General features: G+C 65.9%; 17 protein-coding genes and 1 other RNA gene. 15 read left to right on the top strand and 3 right to left on the bottom strand.

The window, feature by feature from the left end; all coding sequences use genetic code 11:
- Nucleotides 1-174: 174 nt before the first annotated feature.
- Nucleotides 175-435: a hypothetical protein gene (locus tag J4G43_RS39195; RefSeq protein WP_208088201.1), complete on the top strand. Its 261-nt coding sequence runs from the start codon at nt 175-177 to the stop codon at nt 433-435.
- Nucleotides 436-442: 7 nt separating this feature from the next.
- Here the strand turns inward: J4G43_RS39195 and J4G43_RS39190 are convergent, their stop codons facing one another.
- A complete protein-coding gene (locus J4G43_RS39190; protein ID WP_208088200.1) occupies nt 443-1,813 on the bottom strand; it encodes an aminotransferase-like domain-containing protein in 1,371 nt (456 codons plus the stop codon).
- A 79-nt stretch (nt 1,814-1,892) separates the two neighbouring features.
- Here J4G43_RS39190 and J4G43_RS39185 point away from each other — a divergent pair, with 79 nt between their 5' ends.
- Both J4G43_RS39185 and J4G43_RS39180 read left to right on the top strand, forming a co-directional pair.
- Nucleotides 1,893-2,321 (top strand): DUF983 domain-containing protein, encoded by a 429-nt coding sequence (locus J4G43_RS39185; RefSeq protein WP_249814691.1) that lies wholly within the window; start codon nt 1,893-1,895, stop codon nt 2,319-2,321.
- Between the two features lie 72 nt (nt 2,322-2,393).
- Nucleotides 2,394-3,107, top strand: coding sequence for an alpha/beta fold hydrolase (locus J4G43_RS39180; RefSeq protein ID WP_208088198.1), 714 nt, complete (start codon nt 2,394-2,396; stop codon nt 3,105-3,107).
- Between the two features lie 166 nt (nt 3,108-3,273).
- Here J4G43_RS39180 and rnpB read toward each other — a convergent pair.
- Nucleotides 3,274-3,751: RNase P RNA component class A (gene rnpB, locus J4G43_RS39175), an RNA gene on the bottom strand.
- A 149-nt stretch (nt 3,752-3,900) separates the two neighbouring features.
- Between rnpB and J4G43_RS39170 the strand changes: the two genes are divergently transcribed.
- The 3 genes from J4G43_RS39170 to J4G43_RS39160 all read left to right on the top strand — a co-directional run bounded on the left by J4G43_RS39170 (nt 3,901) and on the right by J4G43_RS39160 (nt 5,934).
- A complete protein-coding gene (locus tag J4G43_RS39170) occupies nt 3,901-4,251 on the top strand; it encodes a YciI family protein (protein WP_063981532.1) in 351 nt (116 codons plus the stop codon).
- A gap of 100 nt (nt 4,252-4,351) precedes the next feature.
- Nucleotides 4,352-4,702, top strand: coding sequence for a YciI family protein (locus J4G43_RS39165; protein ID WP_208088197.1), 351 nt, complete (start codon nt 4,352-4,354; stop codon nt 4,700-4,702).
- Nucleotides 4,699-5,934 (top strand): RNA polymerase sigma factor, encoded by a 1,236-nt coding sequence (locus J4G43_RS39160; protein ID WP_408581382.1) that lies wholly within the window; start codon nt 4,699-4,701, stop codon nt 5,932-5,934. Before J4G43_RS39165 ends, J4G43_RS39160 begins: the two co-directional genes overlap by 4 nt.
- Nucleotides 5,935-6,040: 106 nt before the next feature.
- On the opposite strand, the gene J4G43_RS39155 is transcribed toward J4G43_RS39160, so the two are convergent.
- Nucleotides 6,041-6,904 (bottom strand): N-acetylmuramoyl-L-alanine amidase, encoded by an 864-nt coding sequence (locus tag J4G43_RS39155; RefSeq protein ID WP_208088196.1) that lies wholly within the window; start codon nt 6,902-6,904, stop codon nt 6,041-6,043.
- A gap of 430 nt (nt 6,905-7,334) precedes the next feature.
- Between J4G43_RS39155 and rsmH the strand changes: the two genes are divergently transcribed.
- From rsmH to murG, 9 genes are all read left to right on the top strand, one after another.
- Nucleotides 7,335-8,324 (top strand): 16S rRNA (cytosine(1402)-N(4))-methyltransferase RsmH, encoded by a 990-nt coding sequence (rsmH, locus tag J4G43_RS39150; protein WP_208088195.1) that lies wholly within the window; start codon nt 7,335-7,337, stop codon nt 8,322-8,324.
- A 3-nt stretch (nt 8,325-8,327) separates the two neighbouring features.
- A complete protein-coding gene (gene ftsL, locus J4G43_RS39145) occupies nt 8,328-8,720 on the top strand; it encodes a cell division protein FtsL (protein WP_014492951.1) in 393 nt (130 codons plus the stop codon).
- The gene (locus J4G43_RS39140) at nt 8,717-10,465 is read left to right on the top strand and encodes a peptidoglycan D,D-transpeptidase FtsI family protein (RefSeq protein ID WP_208088194.1); all 1,749 of its coding nucleotides are present in this window, start codon (nt 8,717-8,719) and stop codon (nt 10,463-10,465) included. Before ftsL ends, J4G43_RS39140 begins: the two co-directional genes overlap by 4 nt.
- Before the next feature lie 84 nt (nt 10,466-10,549).
- On the top strand, nt 10,550-12,022 hold the full coding sequence (locus J4G43_RS39135) for a UDP-N-acetylmuramoyl-L-alanyl-D-glutamate--2,6-diaminopimelate ligase (RefSeq protein ID WP_208088193.1): 1,473 nt from the start codon (nt 10,550-10,552) through the stop codon (nt 12,020-12,022).
- Complete coding sequence (locus J4G43_RS39130; protein ID WP_208088192.1) at nt 12,019-13,398, top strand: UDP-N-acetylmuramoyl-tripeptide--D-alanyl-D-alanine ligase; 1,380 nt, start codon at nt 12,019-12,021, stop codon at nt 13,396-13,398. Before J4G43_RS39135 ends, J4G43_RS39130 begins: the two co-directional genes overlap by 4 nt.
- A 161-nt stretch (nt 13,399-13,559) precedes the next feature.
- Complete coding sequence (gene mraY, locus J4G43_RS39125; protein ID WP_028156369.1) at nt 13,560-14,663, top strand: phospho-N-acetylmuramoyl-pentapeptide-transferase; 1,104 nt, start codon at nt 13,560-13,562, stop codon at nt 14,661-14,663.
- Between the two features lie 7 nt (nt 14,664-14,670).
- Nucleotides 14,671-16,071 (top strand): UDP-N-acetylmuramoyl-L-alanine--D-glutamate ligase, encoded by a 1,401-nt coding sequence (gene murD, locus J4G43_RS39120; RefSeq protein ID WP_208088191.1) that lies wholly within the window; start codon nt 14,671-14,673, stop codon nt 16,069-16,071.
- Nucleotides 16,072-16,307: 236 nt separating this feature from the next.
- Nucleotides 16,308-17,459 (top strand): putative lipid II flippase FtsW, encoded by a 1,152-nt coding sequence (gene ftsW / locus J4G43_RS39115; RefSeq protein WP_208088190.1) that lies wholly within the window; start codon nt 16,308-16,310, stop codon nt 17,457-17,459.
- 114 nt (nt 17,460-17,573) lie between these two features.
- On the top strand, nt 17,574-18,674 hold the full coding sequence (gene murG, locus J4G43_RS39110; protein ID WP_208088189.1) for an undecaprenyldiphospho-muramoylpentapeptide beta-N-acetylglucosaminyltransferase: 1,101 nt from the start codon (nt 17,574-17,576) through the stop codon (nt 18,672-18,674).
- Nucleotides 18,675-18,790: the final 116 nt, after the last annotated feature.

Here is an 18,790-nt window from a genome sequence, read left to right as displayed (position 1 = left end):
GCACGGCTGCGGCCGTGCAGGTCAATTCCAAAACCGCACGCAAGCGTGATCCCCAAACGCGGGCATTCGCCAATGGCAGGCCTACATGATGACCATACTTCAATCCGGGGGCGTGCCCGACGCCATGATGCGCTTTCATTGGCCTTTCCCCGAACGAGATGATGGAGAACGACCATGACCCGCACGAAGATTGCCGTTGCAGCCGCGCTGCTGTCTGCGGCGGCCATGATGCCGACGATGGCGCAGGCGCAGTTCTCCGAACCCGCGGCCTATCAGGCCGCCCATCCCGACCGCGATGTGCTGAACGGCGGCCAGCTCACGCCTGCGGCGCGCCAGGCTCGTGGCGAGACAGTGGCACCGAGCGAGGCCTATGCGGCTTATCCGTCTGGTGTGACGCCGGTCGTTCGCCCGCGCCACCGCCGTCACCACCAATAAGGAGAGCCTAGACGATCTGCCTCGTGTCGGCCGGCCTGTGCAGCGCGCCGACCAGGATGCGCAGCGCTTCCGTCAGCTCCGATCGATTGCGCGCGGCGCCGAGCGAGACGCGCGCGGCATGCGGCGGTGTTCCGTCCACGGTGAAAGCGTCGCCGGCGACGACTGCAAGTCCATTCCGCAGCAGATGCGCGGCGACGTCGGGGCGGCCCTCCGGCAGCCGCAGCCAGAGATGATGGGCCGCGGGCTTTGCCAGGAACTGAAAGCCTTTCAGCGCGCGCTGCGCAAGCTGCTGGCGGCCGATCGCCTCGTTGCGGATGGCGGCGATGATGCGATCGGCGATGCCGTTCTCGATCCAATGCGTCACCAGCGCGACCATCAGCGGCGCCGGCATCTGCACGGTGGCCTGCAAGCCGGCACGCATGTCGCGCTGCGCGGCGTTGTCGGGCGCCACGAGATAGGCGACGCGCAGCGCCGGTGCGATGCATTTCGACAGCGTGGTCGCGAGATAGGTCCGCTCCGGAATGAGGTTTGCGATCGGCGATGCCGAACGGTCGAGCAGCCCGTAGGCATCGTCCTCGATCAGAATCGTATCGGCATCCATGATGATCTTTGCGATGGCGTTGCGCCGTTCGGCGGAAAGCGTCGCGGTGGTCGGATTGTGCAGCGTCGGAATGAGATAGACGGCCTTCGGCCTGTGCGCGCGACAGGCTTTCGCCAGCGCATCGGGCAGGATGCCGCCGTCATCCATGGCAACACCGACGAGCTTGACGCCGAGCCGCGCCGCGGCGGCCTTGATGCCGGGGAAGGTCAGCGCTTCCGTCAGCACGACGTCGCCGGGCCGCGCGAGCTGAGCGAGCAGGTTGAACAGGATCGTCTGCGTACCGGGAAAGATCACGAGCCTGTCGGCGTGTGCGTGCGAAACGCGTGCACGCATCCAGCGGGCCGCGACCTCGCGCTCATGCGCGCTGCCGCCGGGCGGCTGATAGTTGAGATGCGCCGTCAGGCCCGATTGCGCGCGGATGGCTTCCATCCCGGCAATGATCCGCTCGTCGAGCTGCGCTTCCAGCGGATGCGGCGGCACGTTCATCGAGAGATCGATCGCGACCGGATGCGGCAAGTCGACCGCGCGACGCGCGCTGGTCTCGGATACGAATGAGCCTTGTCCGACACGGGCTTCCATGATGCCGCGGCGCCGCGCTTCGGTGTAGGCACGCGTCACCGTGGTGAGGTCGATGCCGAGGGCCTTGGCCAGCGCGCGCTGCGTCGGCAGCTGCTGGCCACGCACCAGCCGACCCGCGGCGATGTCGGCCTCCATGGCCTCGACGATGCGCTGGTAGCGCGGCCCGCTCAGCTCCGAGATTGTAGGGGTCCAATCCATGCAATTTAGGCCCATATCCTTTGAATGTATGGATACAAGATATTATTGTATGGATCAGCGAAAAGGAAGAGGTGCTGTCATGGCAACCGGTTCAGTCTCTCTCTCGAAGGCGATGTGGCGCGGCTTTTTGGGCAAGTGCCCGAACTGCGGCGAAGGACATATGTTCGGGCGCTTCCTGAAAGTGGCCGACAGCTGCGACCATTGCGGCGAGGAGCTGTTTCACCAGCGCGCCGATGACTTCCCGGCTTATCTGGTGATGGTCGTGGTTGGTCACCTCGTCGTGCCGGCGATCCTCGCGGTCGAGACGGCCTACGCGCCGGCGGTCTGGCTGCAATTGGCCGTGTGGCTGCCCGTGACGCTGTTCGCGTCGCTCGCGCTGCTGCAGCCGACCAAGGGCGCCATCGTCGGCCTGCAATGGCAGATCGGCATGCATGGTTTTGAGGCGGGCAAGCTGCGGCGCGAGGCGGTCGCGCCCGTCCTTGTGAAGGTGAACACCCGCGCGGCCTGAGAGGCCGCAGCGTTTACATCGCGCGCGCGGCCGCTACACTCCATCGTAGAAACAAGAACGATGGAAACGCCGATGGCCGCACGCGCGAAGACTTTTCTGCTCTGTCATGGCGCATGGTCCGGCGGATGGGCCTGGAAGAAGATGCATCCGCTGATGGCGCAGGCCGGCCACCGCCTGGTGGCGCCGACCTACACCGGGCTCGGCGAGCGCGCGCATCTGGCCAGTCCCGCGATCGATCTGGATACGCACATCCAGGACATCCTCAACGTCATCAAGTTCGAGGACCTCGACGACATCGTGCTGCTCGGCCACAGCTATGGCGGCATGGTCGCGACCGGTGTTGCCGACCGCGCGCGCGAGCGCGTCACGCAACTGATCTATCTCGACGCCTTCGTGCCGCGTGACGGCCAGTCGCTGTTCGATCTCAATGAGGGCGGTCGCGAGCCGATGCGCAAGGCGGCAGCCGCGGGCGACGGCTACCGCATCCCGCCGAATCCGCCGCCGCCGGATACGCCGCAGGCCGATCTCGACCGGCTCAATGCGCGCCGCATCAACATGCCGATCAAATGTTTCGAGACCAGGCTCAAGCTCGAACACGGCGAACCGGCGATGCCGCGCAGCTACATCTATTGCAGGCGCATTCCGCCGGGCGATGTGTTCGGGCAGTTCGCGAAGCGCACGAAGAGCGAGGAGGGCTGGCGCTATTTCGAGCTCGATGCGAGTCATGCGCCGAACGTGACGGCGCCCGAGGCTTTGATGGGCGTGTTGAACGAGATTGTCGCTTAGTTCGCAGCCGTCATTCCGGGGCTCGCGAAGCGAGAGCCCGGAATCCATCAGGCGGCAGAGTCGGTGGATGAATGGATTCCGGGCTCGTGCTGCGCACGCCCCGGAATGGCAGCCGGCCCAAAATGGTGAGGGGCTCGATGCGCTAGCATCGAACCCCTCGTTGCAAGATATCAGCCGGCCTGTAAGCCGGGTTCTGTAAGGCACCGTCCGCTTGCGCGAACGATACGTGACGGCCATTCCTCTGGGACCATGTTTGCACATGGCCTCGAGCAACCTACCCGGACGGCGGGCCTGACATCGCCCCGCGGCGTTATCGCTTGCGCGAACAGCCCGCTACGCCGTCCCTATTCGGTTTTGCTCCCGGTGGGGTTTACCATGCCGGCTCCGTTGCCGGAGCCGCGGTGCGCTCTTACCGCACCTTTTCACCCTTACCTGCCTACGCAGCTTGCGCTGCTATGGCACGGCAGGCCCGAGGGCTTGCCGCGCCGAAGCCCAAAGGGCGAAGGCGGGCGGTTCGTTCTCTGTGGCACTTTCCCTGGGGTTGCCCCCGCCGGACGTTATCCGGCACCGTATGTCAAGGGAGCCCGGACTTTCCTCCCCGGCGGCCTTTCGGCACCTGCCGGAGCGGCCGTCCGGCCGACTGACCGGCTACGCATGGGGCATTTGTGACGGTTCCGTCAAGCAGAGATCGCCGCGCACGCCGGCTGCGAATAATTTATCCTGAACATGTCGTTGGGCGTGGGCCCGGTTCGACTGGATGCCGGCAATCCAGCCGAGCAACAGGAGTTAAGCGATGCAGTATTTGCTGCTGATCTACCGGAACGAAGCTCAACAGAGCAAGATGGACCCCGCAGATTACCAGAAGCTGTTGGCGGAGTATTCCGCCTACACCCAGTCCATCGTCCAGAGCGGCAACTTCAAGGCCGGCGACGGGCTCCAGCCGACCTCGACTGCGACCACCGTTCGCGTTCGCGACGGCAAGGTACTCGCGACCGATGGTCCGTTCGCCGAGACGCGCGAGCAACTCGGCGGCTATTATCTCGTCGAGGCGAGAGACCTCGACGCAGCGATCGCGATGGCCGCGCGGATTCCCGGAGCCAGGGACGGCTCGATCGAAGTCAGGCCCGTGATGATCTACAAATGATCTCGTCCCCTGATATCGAATAATTATCCCGAGGATGTCGTTTGATGTTGGCCCCGTTCGACTGGATGTCGGCAATCAGGCCGAACAACAGGAGTAAGCCATGCAGTACCTACTGCTGATCTACCGGAACGAAGCGAAAATGATCAACATGTCCCCCGCGGACCGTCAGGCGCTGTCGGCGGAGTACGGCACTTACACGCAGTCCATCATCCAGAGCGGCCATTTCAAGGCCGGCGACGGGCTTCAGCCGACCACGACGGCGACCACCGTGCGCGTGCGCGAGGGCAAGACCCTGACGACCGACGGTCCCTTCGCGGAGACTCGCGAGCAGCTCGCCGGCTACTATCTGGTCGAGGCCAAGGATCTGGACACCGCCGTCGGACTGGCTGCTCGGATTCCCGAGGCCAAAGAGGGATCCATCGAAGTCAGGCCGGTCATGATCTACAAGTGATCTGTCCTGCCGACATCGCTCGGATTTTTCGCGACGAGGCGGGGCGGGTGCTTGCCACGCTGATCCGCCTCGTCGGCGATTTCGATCTCGCCGAGGACGCGCTCCAGGATGCCTTCGCGGTCGCGCTGGAGTGCTGGTCGGCGGGCGAGGTGCCCGATAATCCGCGCGCCTGGCTGGTCAATGTCGGTCGCAACAAGGCGATCGATCGCATCCGGCGGCAGGCCGTGTTCCGCGGCAAGCAGCGGGCGCTCGTGCATGAGCTCGAGTTCAACGCGCAGGCGCCCGACGAGCCGCCAGCAACGCTCGATGACGACATGCTGCGGCTGATCTTCACGTGCTGCCATCCAGGCTTCGCCATCGAGGTCCAGGTCGCGCTGACGCTGCGCACCGTCTGCGGGCTGTCCATGGCGCAGGTCGCGCGCGCCTTTCTCGTCGGCGAGGATGCGATGGCGCAGCGCCTCGTCCGCGCCAAGCAGAAGATCAGGCTCGCCGGCATTCCTTATGAAGTGCCCGAGCACGCCGCGCTTGCGCCGCGGCTCAACGGTGTGCTCGCCGTGATCTATCTCGTCTTCACCGAAGGCTATGTTGCGACCTCGGGCGCGGATTTGATGCGGCCCGATCTCGCGGTCGAAGCGATCAGGCTCGGCCGGTTGCTCGACCGGCTGATGCCGGATCGCGCCGGGATCAAAGGCCTGCTCGCCTTGATGTTACTGCACGATGCGCGCCGTGCCGGGCGCGAGACCACAGCCGGCGACGTCGTTCTGCTGGAAGAGCAGGATCGTTCGCTCTGGAATTGTGTGCAGATCGAGGAAGGTCTGCGTCTCGTGGACGACGCGCTCCGCGTGCCTGGCCGCCCGCAGCCCTATGCTGTGCAGGCCGCGATCGCCGCGCTGCATGCCCGTGCGCCGAGCTACGAGCAGACCGACTGGCCGCAGATCGCTGGCCTCTACGAAGTGCTCTTGCGCATCAATCCGTCGCCGGTGATCGAGCTTAACCACGCCGCCGCAGTCTCGATGGTCGACGGCCCGGCGCGCGCGCTCGATCTCGTCGACGCGATCACCGCGCGCGGCGGGCTTGGCGGCTACGAGCTGTTGCCCGCGGTGCGCGCGGATCTGTTGCGACGGCTTGGGCGCAAGGACGAAGCGCGCGAGGCGTATGTCGCCGCGACGGCGGCGACGCAGCTGGAGCCGCTACGGCGGCTCTATGCGCGACGGATGCGGGAGATGGAGTAATCGCCGCACGTTCCGTCATTGCGAGGAGCGTAGCGACGAAGTAATCCAGACTCTTTCCGCGGAGGCAGTCTGGATTGCTTCGCTGCGCTCGCAATGACGAACGCCGTTACTTCGCCGCGACCGCCGTTGCATTCGCCGGCAGGCTCGCGAGCAACGCCTGTAATGTCGACAGCGTCGAGTGATCCGCGACACCATCGAGCCGCGCGGGGCGGAAATGGCGCTGGAAGGCGGTGACGACTTCCATCGTCGCGGCGTCGTATTTGCCGGTCAGCGGCACGCCGTAGCCGTATCGGGCGAGCGCCTGCTGCAGGCTCAGCACCTCGTCGCTGATGGTGCCGAGCATCAGGCTCTCGCCGCGCACGACCGGCGCGGGCGTCACCCAGTGTCCGACGCCGGAATTGGCCAGCGAATGCCACGGAAATTTCTCGCCGGGATCCTTCTTGCGCGCCGGCGCGACGTCGGAATGGCCGAGCACCCGGTGCGCGGCGACGTTGCGGCGAAGCATGATGCCGCGGCACAACGTGATCACGGCGGCGATCTGGCGCGACGGATATTCCGGATAGCCCCAGTCATGGCCGCGATTGATGATCTCGATGCCGATCGAGCAGGAGTTGATGTCGTCCTCGCCGGCCCAGGACGAGACGCCCGCGTGCCAGGCGCGCTTGGCCTCGGGCACGCATTGCACGATGCGGCCGTCCTCCAGCACGACGTAATGCGCCGACACTTCGGTGCCCGCCGTGCACAGCCGCGCCAGCGCGCCCTCGACGTCGGGCATGCCGGTGTAGTGCAGCAGGATCATATCCGGCTGCCGTCCCTTGTTGCGGTCGCCATGGTTCGGCGAAGGGATGATGTCGGAGACGATCGAGGAATCCGGCTCGAACGTCCGCGTGTTCGCCGCGGCCTTGGGAACCGGGAGAACGCGTTGACGTTTCGAATCAGATCCAGACGGCGTGGAAGGACCGGACGACATAGACAGCTCAAGTCGGACAGAGAGTGGGCCAAGCCCTTCTCTTTACTATTCCTTTACCCTCCGCCGCGCGCAATCGCGCGGCGCGGTTAATGGATGCATTTTGGCGCATGTGTGTGGATGGAGCATCACCGACGCGTCACCTTTTCGACTTGTAACAAGCCGATCAACGGTTTCTTAACGCTAAGGGCCGTTACTGAGGATTGAAGAGCCGACCCGCGTCCGGAGGCGGCCAAAGCGTATTTTGGCTCGAAATCCCATGGCTGCCCGACAAATTCCACTGGGAACACTGGGTTTGCGGCCCGGGATGACCGGGCTCGGTAACCATGCTGGACGAGGGTTGGGTCGTGGAACCGCCGCGACGCGGAATTATTCGAGGCGTAATGGACTCGCTCGTCCCAGATCTCGCATGGACGCTCTGCGGGTGTGGCGCATGAGCTCGGTTCCGCACATCCCCGTTCTTGGCCGCGAGGCGGTCGATCATCTCGCGCCGCGCGCGGGCGGGATCTATATCGACGCCACCTTCGGTGCCGGCGGCTACAGCCGCGCCATTCTCGACGTGCCGGGAACCCGGCTGATTGCGATCGATCGCGACCGCACGGCGATCGCCGGCGGGGCTGAGCTCGTCCAACGCTCCGCGGGCCGGCTGACGCTGGTCGAGGACCGCTTCTCCAATCTCGCCGAGGTCTGTGCGGCGCAAGGCGTCGATGCCGTCGACGGCGTCGTGATGGATGTCGGGGTCTCCTCGATGCAGCTCGACCAGGCCGGCCGCGGCTTCTCCTTCCGTCTCGACGGTCCGCTCGACATGCGGATGGGGCAGGCGGGGCCGACGGCGGCCGACATCGTCGCGCGCGCCTCGGAAAGCGATCTCGCCGACATCATCTATCTCTTTGGTGAGGAGCGGCAGTCGCGCCGCATCGCCCGCGCCATCGTCGCCGACCGGCAGGAGACGCCGTTCACGACAACGCGCGCGCTCGCCGATATCGTCGGCAGGGTCGTGCGCTCGAAACCCGGCGATATTCATCCGGCGACGCGAACGTTCCAGGCCCTGCGCATCTTCGTCAACGAAGAGCTCGAGGAACTCCAGACCGCGCTCGCTGCGGCCGAGCGCGTGCTCAGGCCGGACGGCCGCCTCGTGGTGGTCTCGTTTCATTCGCTGGAAGACCGCATCGTCAAAAATTTCCTCGCCGAGCGTTCGAAGACCGGCGGCGGTTCGCGGCATCTGCCGGAAGTGGCGCAAACCGCGCCGAGCTTCCAGCTGCTGACCCGGCGGCCGGTGATCGCTGGCGAAGAGGAAGTCGCCCATAACCCACGCGCGCGTTCCGCAAAACTGCGTGCCGCCGAGCGCACGTCCGCGCCCGCGCACGACGACGGCGAGACCTCGTCCTGGCCAAAGCTCTCCGACGTGATGAGGGGCGGCTAGCGCATGCGCTTCATCCACCTCCTCGTCATCGGCGCGCTGATCTTCGCGGCGGCCTACGTCTACCGGATCAAGATGGACTCCACGGCGCGCACCGAAAAGGTGCTGCGGCTGCATGCGGAGATCCGCGAGCAGCGCGATGCGATCGCGGCGCTGCGCTCCGAATGGGCCAAGCTCGATGCGCCCTTGCGTCTGCAGGGCCTGTCCGACCGGCATCTGCCGCTCAAGCCGGTCAACGGCACGCAATATGACTCGCTGAAGAACCTGCCGGAGCGTCCGCCGCGGATGTTCAGGCCGGGCGAGCCGGATCCGATCGGGGCCATGCTCAACACCATCGAAGCCGCGAGCGATCCGGATACGGTGACGGGCTCCGTTCCTCAGCCCGAGGACAAGCAATGAGCGCTGTGACCCCGGCCAAGTCAACTCAAAAGCCGACCGAGCCCTGGCGGCAGCGGCTGATCCGCAGTCTGCTCTACGGGCGCAACGTTGACCGCGCCGCGAAGGCGCGCGCGCGCGTTGGCCTCGCGATGATCGCCTTTACCTCGGTCTACGTCCTGATCGGCGGCCGGCTCGTGATGTTCGCGATCGGTGCCGACGCCCACAGCGCGCGCCGTGCTGCCGCGGTGGTCGCGACCGCGCGGCCCGACATCGTCGACCGCAACGGCGCGATCCTGGCAACCGACGTCAAGGCCGCGAGCCTGTTCGGCGAGCCGCGCCGCATCATCGACAAGGACGAGGCGATCGAGCTTCTCACCGCCACCGTGCCCGACCTCGACGAGGCCGAGGTGCGCGAGCGCCTGTCGGCGCGAAAGGGTTTTGTCTGGCTCAAGCGCGAGATCACGCCGAGGCAGCAACAGGACATCCACAAGCTCGGCATTCCCGGCATCGGCTTCCTGCGCGAGAACAAGCGCGTCTATCCGACCGGCAACGAGGTCGCCCACCTCATCGGTCTCGTCAACATCGACAACCAGGGCATCGCCGGCATGGAGAAGTGGCTCGACAATCAAGGGCTCGCCGATCTCCACCGCGCAGGCTTTGCCACCGACCGGCTGCAAAAGCCGATCGAGCTGTCGGTCGATCTGCGCGTCGAGCACGCGCTGCGCGACGAGCTCTTGAAGGCCAAGGAAAAGTACCACACCAAGGCCGCTTCCGGCATCGTTTCGAATGTCAAGACCGGTGAGATCGTGGCGATGGTCTCGCTTCCGGATTTCGATCCCAACAATCCGAAGGAAGCGCACGACCCCGACCGCATCAACCGCCTGACTACGGGCGTCTACGAGATGGGCTCGACCTTCAAGGCGTTCACGCTGGCGATGGCGCTCGATTCCGGAAAGATCAATTTGAACTCGTCGTGGGATGCACGCGGAAACCTGCACTACGGCAAGTTCACCATCCACGACAGTCATTCGCTCGGACGTTTCATCAACACCAAGGAAGTGTTCTATTACTCCTCCAACATCGGCGCTGCGCGGATCGCGCTCGGCCAGGGCGTCGAGGCGCACAAGGCGTTCCTTGCCAAGATGGGCCAGTTGACGCGGCTGCGCACCGAGCTGCCCGAGAGCGCGGCTCCGCTGGTGCCGCGCCGCTGGAGTGAGCTGAACACCGTCACCATCGCGTTCGGCCAGGGCCTGTCGGTGGCGCCGCTCCAGGCGGTGATGGGCATCAACGCGCTGATGAACGGTGGCTATTTGATTCCGCCGACCTTCATGAAGCGAAGCGAATCCGAAGCGGCGGCGATGGCCAAGCGCGTGATCAAGCAAGAGACCAGCGACAAGATGCGGTATCTGATGCGGCTCAATGCGGAGGTCGGGTCGGCGAGACAGGCAGACGTCAAGGGCTATTATGTCGGCGGCAAGACCGGCACGTCCGAGAAAGTCATCAATGGCCGCTACGCCAAGAAGCGGGTGCTCAACTCCTTCACGGCGATCATGCCCTCCGACAATCCAAAATATCAGATCCTGATCATGCTGGACGAGCCGCAGGCGCTGCCCGAAACGCATGGTTTCATCACCTCGGGCTGGAACGCAGTGCCGACCGGCGGCAAGGTGATCGAGCGGATCGCGCCGCTTCTGGGCATCGAGCCACGATTTGACCTGCCGCCGTCCGACCGCCTTATTCTTGCAGCATCCAGGACAACCCAGTAATCAACGGGGGAGGCCGTCGCCGCTGCTGAGTCGGGGCTTTTCCGAAGATTCGGCTTTCCGGCACGGCATGTCGACTGGAAGACCATGAAGCTGCGCGACCTCCTAGGTCAGGACATTCCAGGCAATGATGCCGCAATCGAGCCCGCTGTCGCGGCGCTCGATGTGACCGGCGTTGCGCTCGACAGCCGTGTGGTCAAGCCCGGCGATCTCTTCTTCGCCCTCGCGGGCAGCAAGACCGACGGCGCGCGCTTCGTCGATGCCGCGATTGCAGCAGGCGCGGTGGCGATCGTCGGCGACCATGCACCTGATAGCAGCAAGGTGCCGTTCGTCACGGTGGCCAATCCGCGCCGCGCGCTGGCGCTGGCCGCGGCCAAATTCTTCCCCGCACAGCCGGCGACCATCGCGGCGGTGACCGGCACCAGCGGCAAGACCTCGGTCGCCGCGTTCACGCGCCAGATCTGGGAGCGGCTGGGGCATGCCTCCGCCAGCATCGGCACCATCGGTCTCGTCTCGCCCAAGCGTACCGTCTACGGTTCGCTGACGACGCCGGATCCGATCGCGCTGCACCGGCAGCTCGATGAGATCGCGCGCGAAGGCGTGACGCATCTCGCCTTCGAGGCGTCCTCGCACGGGCTCGACCAGTACCGCCTCGACGGCGTGCGTGTCTCCGCCGGCGGCTTCACCAATCTCTCGCGCGACCACATGGATTACCATCCAACCGTCGCGCATTATCTCGCAGCAAAACTCCGCCTGTTCCGCGAACTGGTACCGGCGGATGGGGCGGCGGTGATCTCCGCCGATCATGATTGCTCGGCGGAAGCAATCGATGCTGCCAGGTCGCACGGCCTGCGCGTGATGGCGGTCGGCCGCAACGGCGACGGGGGAGGCGAGGGCATTCGTCTCGCCGCGGCCGAGGTCGAAGGTTTTTCGCAAGTCCTTGCCGTCGAACATCGCGGCAAGCGTTATGCGGTCCGGCTGCCGCTGGCCGGCGAATTCCAGATCGAGAACGCACTGGTGTCGGCCGGTCTGGCCATCGGCACCGGCAGCGATCCGGCCAACGTGTTTGCGAGCCTCGAACATCTCGAAGGCGCCAAGGGTCGGCTCGAGCGCGTCGGCGAGCGCAACGGTGCGCCGATCTTCGTCGACTACGCCCACAAGCCCGACGCGTTGGAGAAGGCGTTGCAGGCTTTGCGGCCTTACGCAAAACGCCGGCTGGTCGTCGTGTTCGGCGCCGGCGGCGACCGCGATGCCGGCAAGCGCCCGATCATGGGCGAGATCGCGGCCGAGAACGCCGACCGCGTCATCATCACCGACGACAATCCGCGCAGCGAGAAGCCGGAAGCCATTCGCGCCGAAATCCTCGCGACTGCAAAAGGTGCCCGCGAAATCGGCGACCGTGCCGCGGCGATCCGCACCGCGATCGAGGAGTTGGAAGACGGCGATGCGCTGCTCGTCGCCGGCAAGGGCCACGAGACCGGGCAGATCGTCGGCGGCGAGGTGCTGCCCTTCAGTGATCACGAGGCGGTCGCCGCCGCATTAGCGTCGAGGGATGCATGAGCGCGCCAATATGGACGGTTGCCGAAGTGGCGCGTGCGCTGGGCGCTGCGGGATCATTTCGGGACACGCCGATCGACTTCGTCACCCAGGACAGCCGTCTGGTGAAGCCGGGCTGTCTGTTCGTCGCGCTCAGCGGTACGCCGAGCGGCGGCTTCATCTCGGCCTTTGCGAGTGCGCGTGACGGCTGGGAGTTCGCCGACAAGGCGGAAGCTTCGGGCGCGGTCGCGATGATCGTGCCGCACGAGATCGCCGGCATCCGCATTCCCCAAATCGTCGTCAAGGACACGCTGATCGACGGTCTCTGGGGCCTCGCACGCGCCGCACGCGCCCGTTTCAACGGACCGGTGATCGGACTCACCGGCAGCGCGGGCAAGACCAGCACCAAGGAATTCCTCGCGGCCTACCCCGGCGCCTATGCCAGCCCGTCGAGCTTCAACAATTTCTGGGGCGTGCCGCTGACGCTGTGTAACGCGAGGCCCGATGCCAGCCTCTGGGTCGTCGAGATGGGCATGAACCAGACCGGCGAGATCGCGCGGCTCAGCGAGCTGACGCGGCCGACCGTCGCGCTCGTCGTCAACGTTCAGCCGGTGCATCTGGAAAAGCTCGGCTCGCTCGAAGCCATCAGGCGCGAGAAGGTGTCGATCGCGCTCGGCCTGCCCGAGGACGGCGTGCTGGTGCTGCCTGCCGGGATCAAGGCGCCGGACTGGAAGGGCAAGGTCGTACGCTTCGGCGAGAAAGCCGAGGTGCACGAGGTCGCGCACGCGCCGCATGGCGAGAGCTGGCAGGTCGTGGCCGCGCTCGGCAAGAAGGAGATCGCCTTCAGCCTGACGCCGGGCGCACCGCACCGCGTGCAGAATGCGCTCGCTGCGCTCGCTTCGATCCGCGCCGCGAACCTCGATGCGGCGACGCTCGCGATCAAGCTCGACCGGGTCGGCATCATGACCGGCCGCGGCGTCGAGCAGGCGATCGGCGGCGTCACCGTGATCGACGACAGTTTCAACGGCAATCCGGCCAGCGTGGCTGCTGCACTGCAAAGCCTCCAGGCGCGCAACGTGACCGGCGGCCGCCGCATTGCGGTGCTCGGCGACATGCTGGAACTGGGCGATGACGCACCAAGCTACCACACGGCCCTCGCCAAGCATCTCGACGGCATCGACGGCGTCTACTGCGTAGGTCCCTTGATGCGCCATCTGTACGACGTGTTGCCGGCGGGCAAGGGCCTGGGCTGGCACGACGACCCCGCCACGCTGAAGCCGGGCGAGGTCGCAAATCTGCTGAGGGCAGGCGATGTCGTGGTTGTCAAGGGCAGCAAGAAGATGTTCTGGGTCAACAAGTTTGTGCCGGGCCTAGTGGCCGCCTTGCAGGCAAAGGCGTAAACTGCTTGGAAGGCGCTGTTCCCGAATCCCACCCTTTGCGGCGCGAAGCCGTCCGTTTTCCCAGAGGTCGCCCGACCCCATGAAGAAGACCCGCGAATGCGCGTGAGGCAAGTCAAGGCCAACACCAGGGCCGCGTGCAAAGGCGCCATAGGACCGTCTGAATGTTTTACTGGCTGATCGAGCTCTCCAACACATTTCCCGGCTTCGGTGCCGTTCGCACCTTCCTGAACGTCTTCCGCTACATCACCTTCCGCACCGGCGGCGCCGTCGTCACCGGCGCGCTGTTCGTGTTCCTGTTCGGGCCCTGGATCATCGACCATCTGCGCATCCGTCAGGGCAAGGGCCAGCCGATCCGGACCGACGGCCCGCAATCGCATCTCGCCAAGAAAGGCACGCCCACCATGGGCGGGCTGATGATCCTGTCCGGCCTCACGGTCGGCACCGTGCTGTGGGCCAATCCGCTCAACCCCTATGTCTGGATCGTGCTGGCGGTGACGCTCGGCTTCGGCTTCGTCGGTTTCTATGACGATTACCTCAAGGTGACCAAGCAGACCACGACGGGCTTCGGCAGCAAGCTGCGCCTGCTGATCGAGGCAGCCATCGCGCTGGTCGCCTGCTATGCGCTGGTGCGGTTGAACCGCGATCCCGCGTCGACCGCGCTGACGATTCCCTTCCTCAAGGACACCGTGCTGCATTTCGGCTGGTTCTTCGTCGTGTTCGGCGCCTTCGTCATCGTCGGCGCCGGCAATGCGGTGAACCTCACCGACGGTCTCGACGGCCTCGCCATCGTGCCCGTGATGATCGCGACCGCGAGCTTTGCGATGATCGCCTATCTCGCCGGCAACGCGGTGTTCGCCGACTATCTCCAGATCAAATATGTCGCCGGCACCGGCGAGCTCGCGGTGCTCTGCGGCGCGCTGCTGGGCGCCGGTCTCGGGTTCCTCTGGTTCAACGCGCCGCCGGCCTCGATCTTCATGGGCGACACCGGCTCGCTCGCGCTCGGCGGCATGCTCGGCGCAATCGCGGTCGCGGTGAAGCACGAGATCGTGCTCGCGGTGATCGGCGGCCTGTTCGTGCTGGAAGCGGTTTCCGTCATCGTGCAGGTGGTGTCGTTCAAGATGACGGGCAAGCGCATCTTCCGCATGGCGCCGATCCATCACCATTTCGAGCAACTCGGCTGGACCGAGCCGCAGATCGTGATCCGCTTCTGGATCATCTCGGTGATGCTGGCGCTCGCCGGTCTGTCGACGCTGAAGCTGCGGTGATCGATCGATGATCCCGGTCACATCCTTCGCCGGCAAGACGGTCGCGGTGTTCGGCCTCGGCGGCTCGGGGCTTGCGTCCTGTCACGCGTTGAAAGCGGGCGGCGCCGAGGTGATTGCCGCCGACGACAATGCCGAGAACGTCGCCAAGGCCGCGCAAGCGGGTTTCATCACGGCCGATTTGCGCAATGTCAGCTGGGCGAATTTCGCGGCGCTGGTGCTCGCGCCCGGCGTGCCGCTGACGCATCCGGTGCCGCACTGGAGCGTGCTGAAGGCGCGCGAGGCCGGCTGCGAGGTGATCGGCGATATCGAGCTGTTCTGCCGCGAGCGTCGCCGTCACGCGCCCAACGCGCCGTTCGTCGCGATCACCGGCACCAACGGCAAGTCGACCACGACCGCGCTGATTGCGCATCTGACAAAGGTCGCCGGCTACGACACCCAGACGGGCGGCAATATCGGCACCGCGATCCTGTCGCTGGAGCCGCCGCGCACGGGCCGCGTCCACGTCATCGAGATGTCGTCCTATCAGATCGACCTCACGCCCTCGCTTGATCCCTCCGTCGGCATCCTGCTCAATGTTAGCGAGGACCACATCGACCGTCACGGCACCCTCGCGCACTACGCTGCGGTGAAGGAGCGTCTCGTCGCCAGCGTGCAAGGAGGCGGCACCGCGATCGTCGGTGTCGACGATGGCTTCTGCCGCGACATCGCCGACCGGCTCGACCGCGCCGGCAAGAACGTGGTGCGGATCTCCGTCAAGAACCCGCTGGCCTCCGGCATCCATGTCGAGCACGGCAATATCGTGCGCACCGCTGGCGGCGCGCGGAGCGAGGTCGCAAAGCTCGGCGGCATCGGCTCGCTCCGCGGCCAGCACAACGCGCAGAACGCGGCCTGCGCCGCCGCCGCCGCGCTCGCGATGGGCATCAGCCTCGATGTGCTGCAGAACGGGCTGCGCAGCTTTCCCGGCCTCGCGCATCGCATGGAGCAGGTCGGCCGCCGCGGCAACGTGTTGTTCGTCAACGACTCCAAGGGCACCAACGCGGATGCGACTGCGCATGCGCTGTCGTCCTTTTCGGAGATCTTCTGGATCGCCGGCGGCAAGCCCAAGGCGGGCGGCATCACTGGCCTGACCGGCTACTTCCCGCGCATCCGCAAGGTCTATCTGATCGGCGAGGCCGCGCAGGAATTTTCGGGAACGCTGGGCACGCAAGTGGCGCACGAGATCAGCCAGACGCTGGACGTCGCCGTCGAGCACGCCGCGCGCGATGCCGAAGCCTCGGGCCTCGCGGATGCGGTGGTGCTGCTGTCACCCGCCTGCGCGTCCTTCGACCAGTACCGCAACTTCGAGATCCGCGGCACCAAGTTCCGCGAGCTGGTGCAGGCGCTGCCGGGTGTGAAGCCGGTGGTGTAGGGCGCGGCTACTCCTTGCTCCGCTGTCGTCGCCCGGCTTGACCGGGCGACCCAGTATCCCAGAGGCGGTGCTTGAGCCGGGAGGCCACGGCGTACTGGATGCCCCGGTCAAGCCGGGGCATGACGAGCATGTGAGGTCGGCGCTCGCTCCTATCTCCAAACATCCGCGTTTCCTTAACCCCCCGGTAACCAACCTCGGCGACCAATGGACCGACCTCTGTCCGAAAGCGGCCGCCCATGCTCTCCCGTGAAGAACGCACCCCCTTTTCCGAGTGGTGGTGGACCGTCGACAAGCCGCTGATGGGCGCCATCCTGGCGCTGATGCTCACCGGCGTGATCCTGTCGCTGGCGGCGAGCCCGCCGGTCGCGACCCGCATCGGGCTCGATCCGTTCCACTTCTTCAGCCGGCACGTGATGTTCCTGGCGCCCTCCTGCCTGGTGCTGCTCGGGGTGTCCTTCCTGACGCCGCGCGCGATCCGCCGCTCGGCCCTGATCATCTTCGCGGCCAGCATCATCCTGATCGTGCTGACGCTCGCGATCGGCCCCGAAGTGAAGGGATCGCGGCGCTGGATCACGCTGCTCGGCGTCAATATCCAGGCCTCCGAAATCGCAAAGCCGTCGTTCGTCGTCATCGCCGCGTGGCTGTTCGCGGAATCGACCAGGCGGCCGGAGATGCCGGCGACCTCGATGGCGCTGGTGCTGCTCTTGATGCTGGTCTCGCTGCTGGTGATGGAGCCCGACTTCGGTCAGACCATGCTGATCCTGATGGTGTGGGGCTCGCTGTTCTTCATCGCGGGCATGCGCATGATCTGGGTGTTCGGCCTGGCGGGCGCCGCCGCGGCCGGTCTGTTCAGCGCTTATCTGTTCGTCCCGCACGTCGCCGGCCGCATCAAGCGTTTCATGAATCCGGCTTCCGGCGACACCTTCCAGGTCGATACCGCCATGGAAGCCTTCTACAACGGCGGATGGTTCGGGCTCGGGCCGGGCGAGGGCATCGCCAAGCGCAGTCTGCCGGACAGTCACACCGACTTCGTGTTCGCGGTTGCCGCCGAGGAGTTCGGCATCATCCTGTGCCTTGCGATGCTGGCGCTGTTCGCCTTCGTCGTGATCCGCACGCTGTCGCGCGCCTACGCCAACGAGGACATGTTCTCGCGCTTTGCGGCGTCCGGCCTTGCGATCCTGTTCGGCGTGCAGGCCGCGATCAACATGTCGGTCAACCTCCAGCTCATCCCCGCCAAGGGCATGACGCTGCCCTTCATCTCCTACGGTGGCTCCTCGATCGTGTCGCTGGCCTATGGCGTCGGCATGATGCTGGCGCTGACGCGGCTGCGCCCGCGCACCGAAGTCGAGGCAAGCGGCCACGCCGAGGCGATGCGCAGTTACGCGTAAGCCGTCATTGCGAGGAGCGAAGCGACGAAGCAATCCAGGCTGTCTCCGCAGAGGCAGTCCGGATTGCTTCGCTTCGCTCGCAATGAAGAGAAAGACCTTGTAAAAGCAGTCTTCATGGACACTTCCCCCCTGATTCTTCTCGCCGCGGGCGGCACCGGCGGCCATTTGTTTCCGGCCGAGGCGCTCGGCGTCGAGCTGATCCGGCGCGGCTTTCGCGTCCGCCTCGTCACGGACGAGCGGGCGCTGCGCTATAGCGGGCTGTTCAGCAAGGACATGATCGACGTCGTCTCGAGCGAGACCGCGCGTGGCCGCAATCCATTGCAGCTTGCCTATGCCGGCCTCACGCTCGCCGCCGGCGCGCTGTCTGCCTATAGCCTGATCAAGCGATTGAAGCCCGTCGCCGTCGTCGGCTTCGGCGGTTATCCGACACTGCCGCCTCTGGTCGCTGCGAAGTTTGCGGGCGTCCCCAGCGTCATCCACGACGCCAATGCGGTGCTCGGCCGCGCCAACCGGTTCCTGGCGAGCCGCGTCCGCGCCATCGCGACGTCGTTGCCCGGCGTGCTCGACCGCGATCCGGCGCTGGCAGGCAAGACCACGACCGTGGGCACGCCGATGCGTCCGGCGATCCTCGCCGCAGCCGCCGTGCCATATGTCGCGCCTGAAGCGAACGGACCGCTGCGCCTGCTCGTCGTCGGCGGCAGCCAGGGTGCGCGCATTATGGCCGACGTCGTCCCCGGTGCGATCGAGCGCCTCGAGCCTGCGCTATGGAGCCGGCTCGTCCTGACCCAGCAGGTGCGCGACGAAGACATGGCGCGCGTGCGCGCGGTCTACGACAAGCTCAAGATCAACGCCGAGCTCGCGCCGTTCTTCACCGATCTGCCGGCGCGGCTCGCCTCCAACCATCTGGTGGTGTCGCGTTCAGGCGCCGGCACGGTCGCCGAACTCGCCGCGATCGGACGGCCCTCGATCCTGGTGCCGCTGCCCGGCTCGATCGACCAGGACCAGTTCGCCAATGCCGGCGTGCTGGCCAAGGTCGACGGCGCGATCCGTATCCCGCAGAACGAGTTCACCTCCGACCGGCTCGCCGCCGAGATCTCCGCCTTCGCCGCCGAGCCCGCGCATCTTGCTTCCATGGCCGCGGCCGCGAAGGGGGCGGGGCGGCTCGATGCGGCCGAACGTTTGGCCGATCTGGTGGTCAAAGTCGCGGGAATCTGACGCGAAAAAGCCCTTGTCTTGGCCTTCCAAAGCGGGGCATCCAGTAGGAAAGGCGCGCGGCTGATTTGGCCGTGACCTTCGCCAGATGCCGCCTTTCCGGCGGCAAGGTCAGGGAA

The sequence above is a fragment of the Bradyrhizobium barranii subsp. barranii genome, from assembly GCF_017565645.3.
GTDB classification, from domain to species: domain Bacteria; phylum Pseudomonadota; class Alphaproteobacteria; order Rhizobiales; family Xanthobacteraceae; genus Bradyrhizobium; species Bradyrhizobium barranii.
Note: the sequence above shows the minus strand (reverse complement) of the source record. Positions and strands in the feature narration are given on the sequence as shown.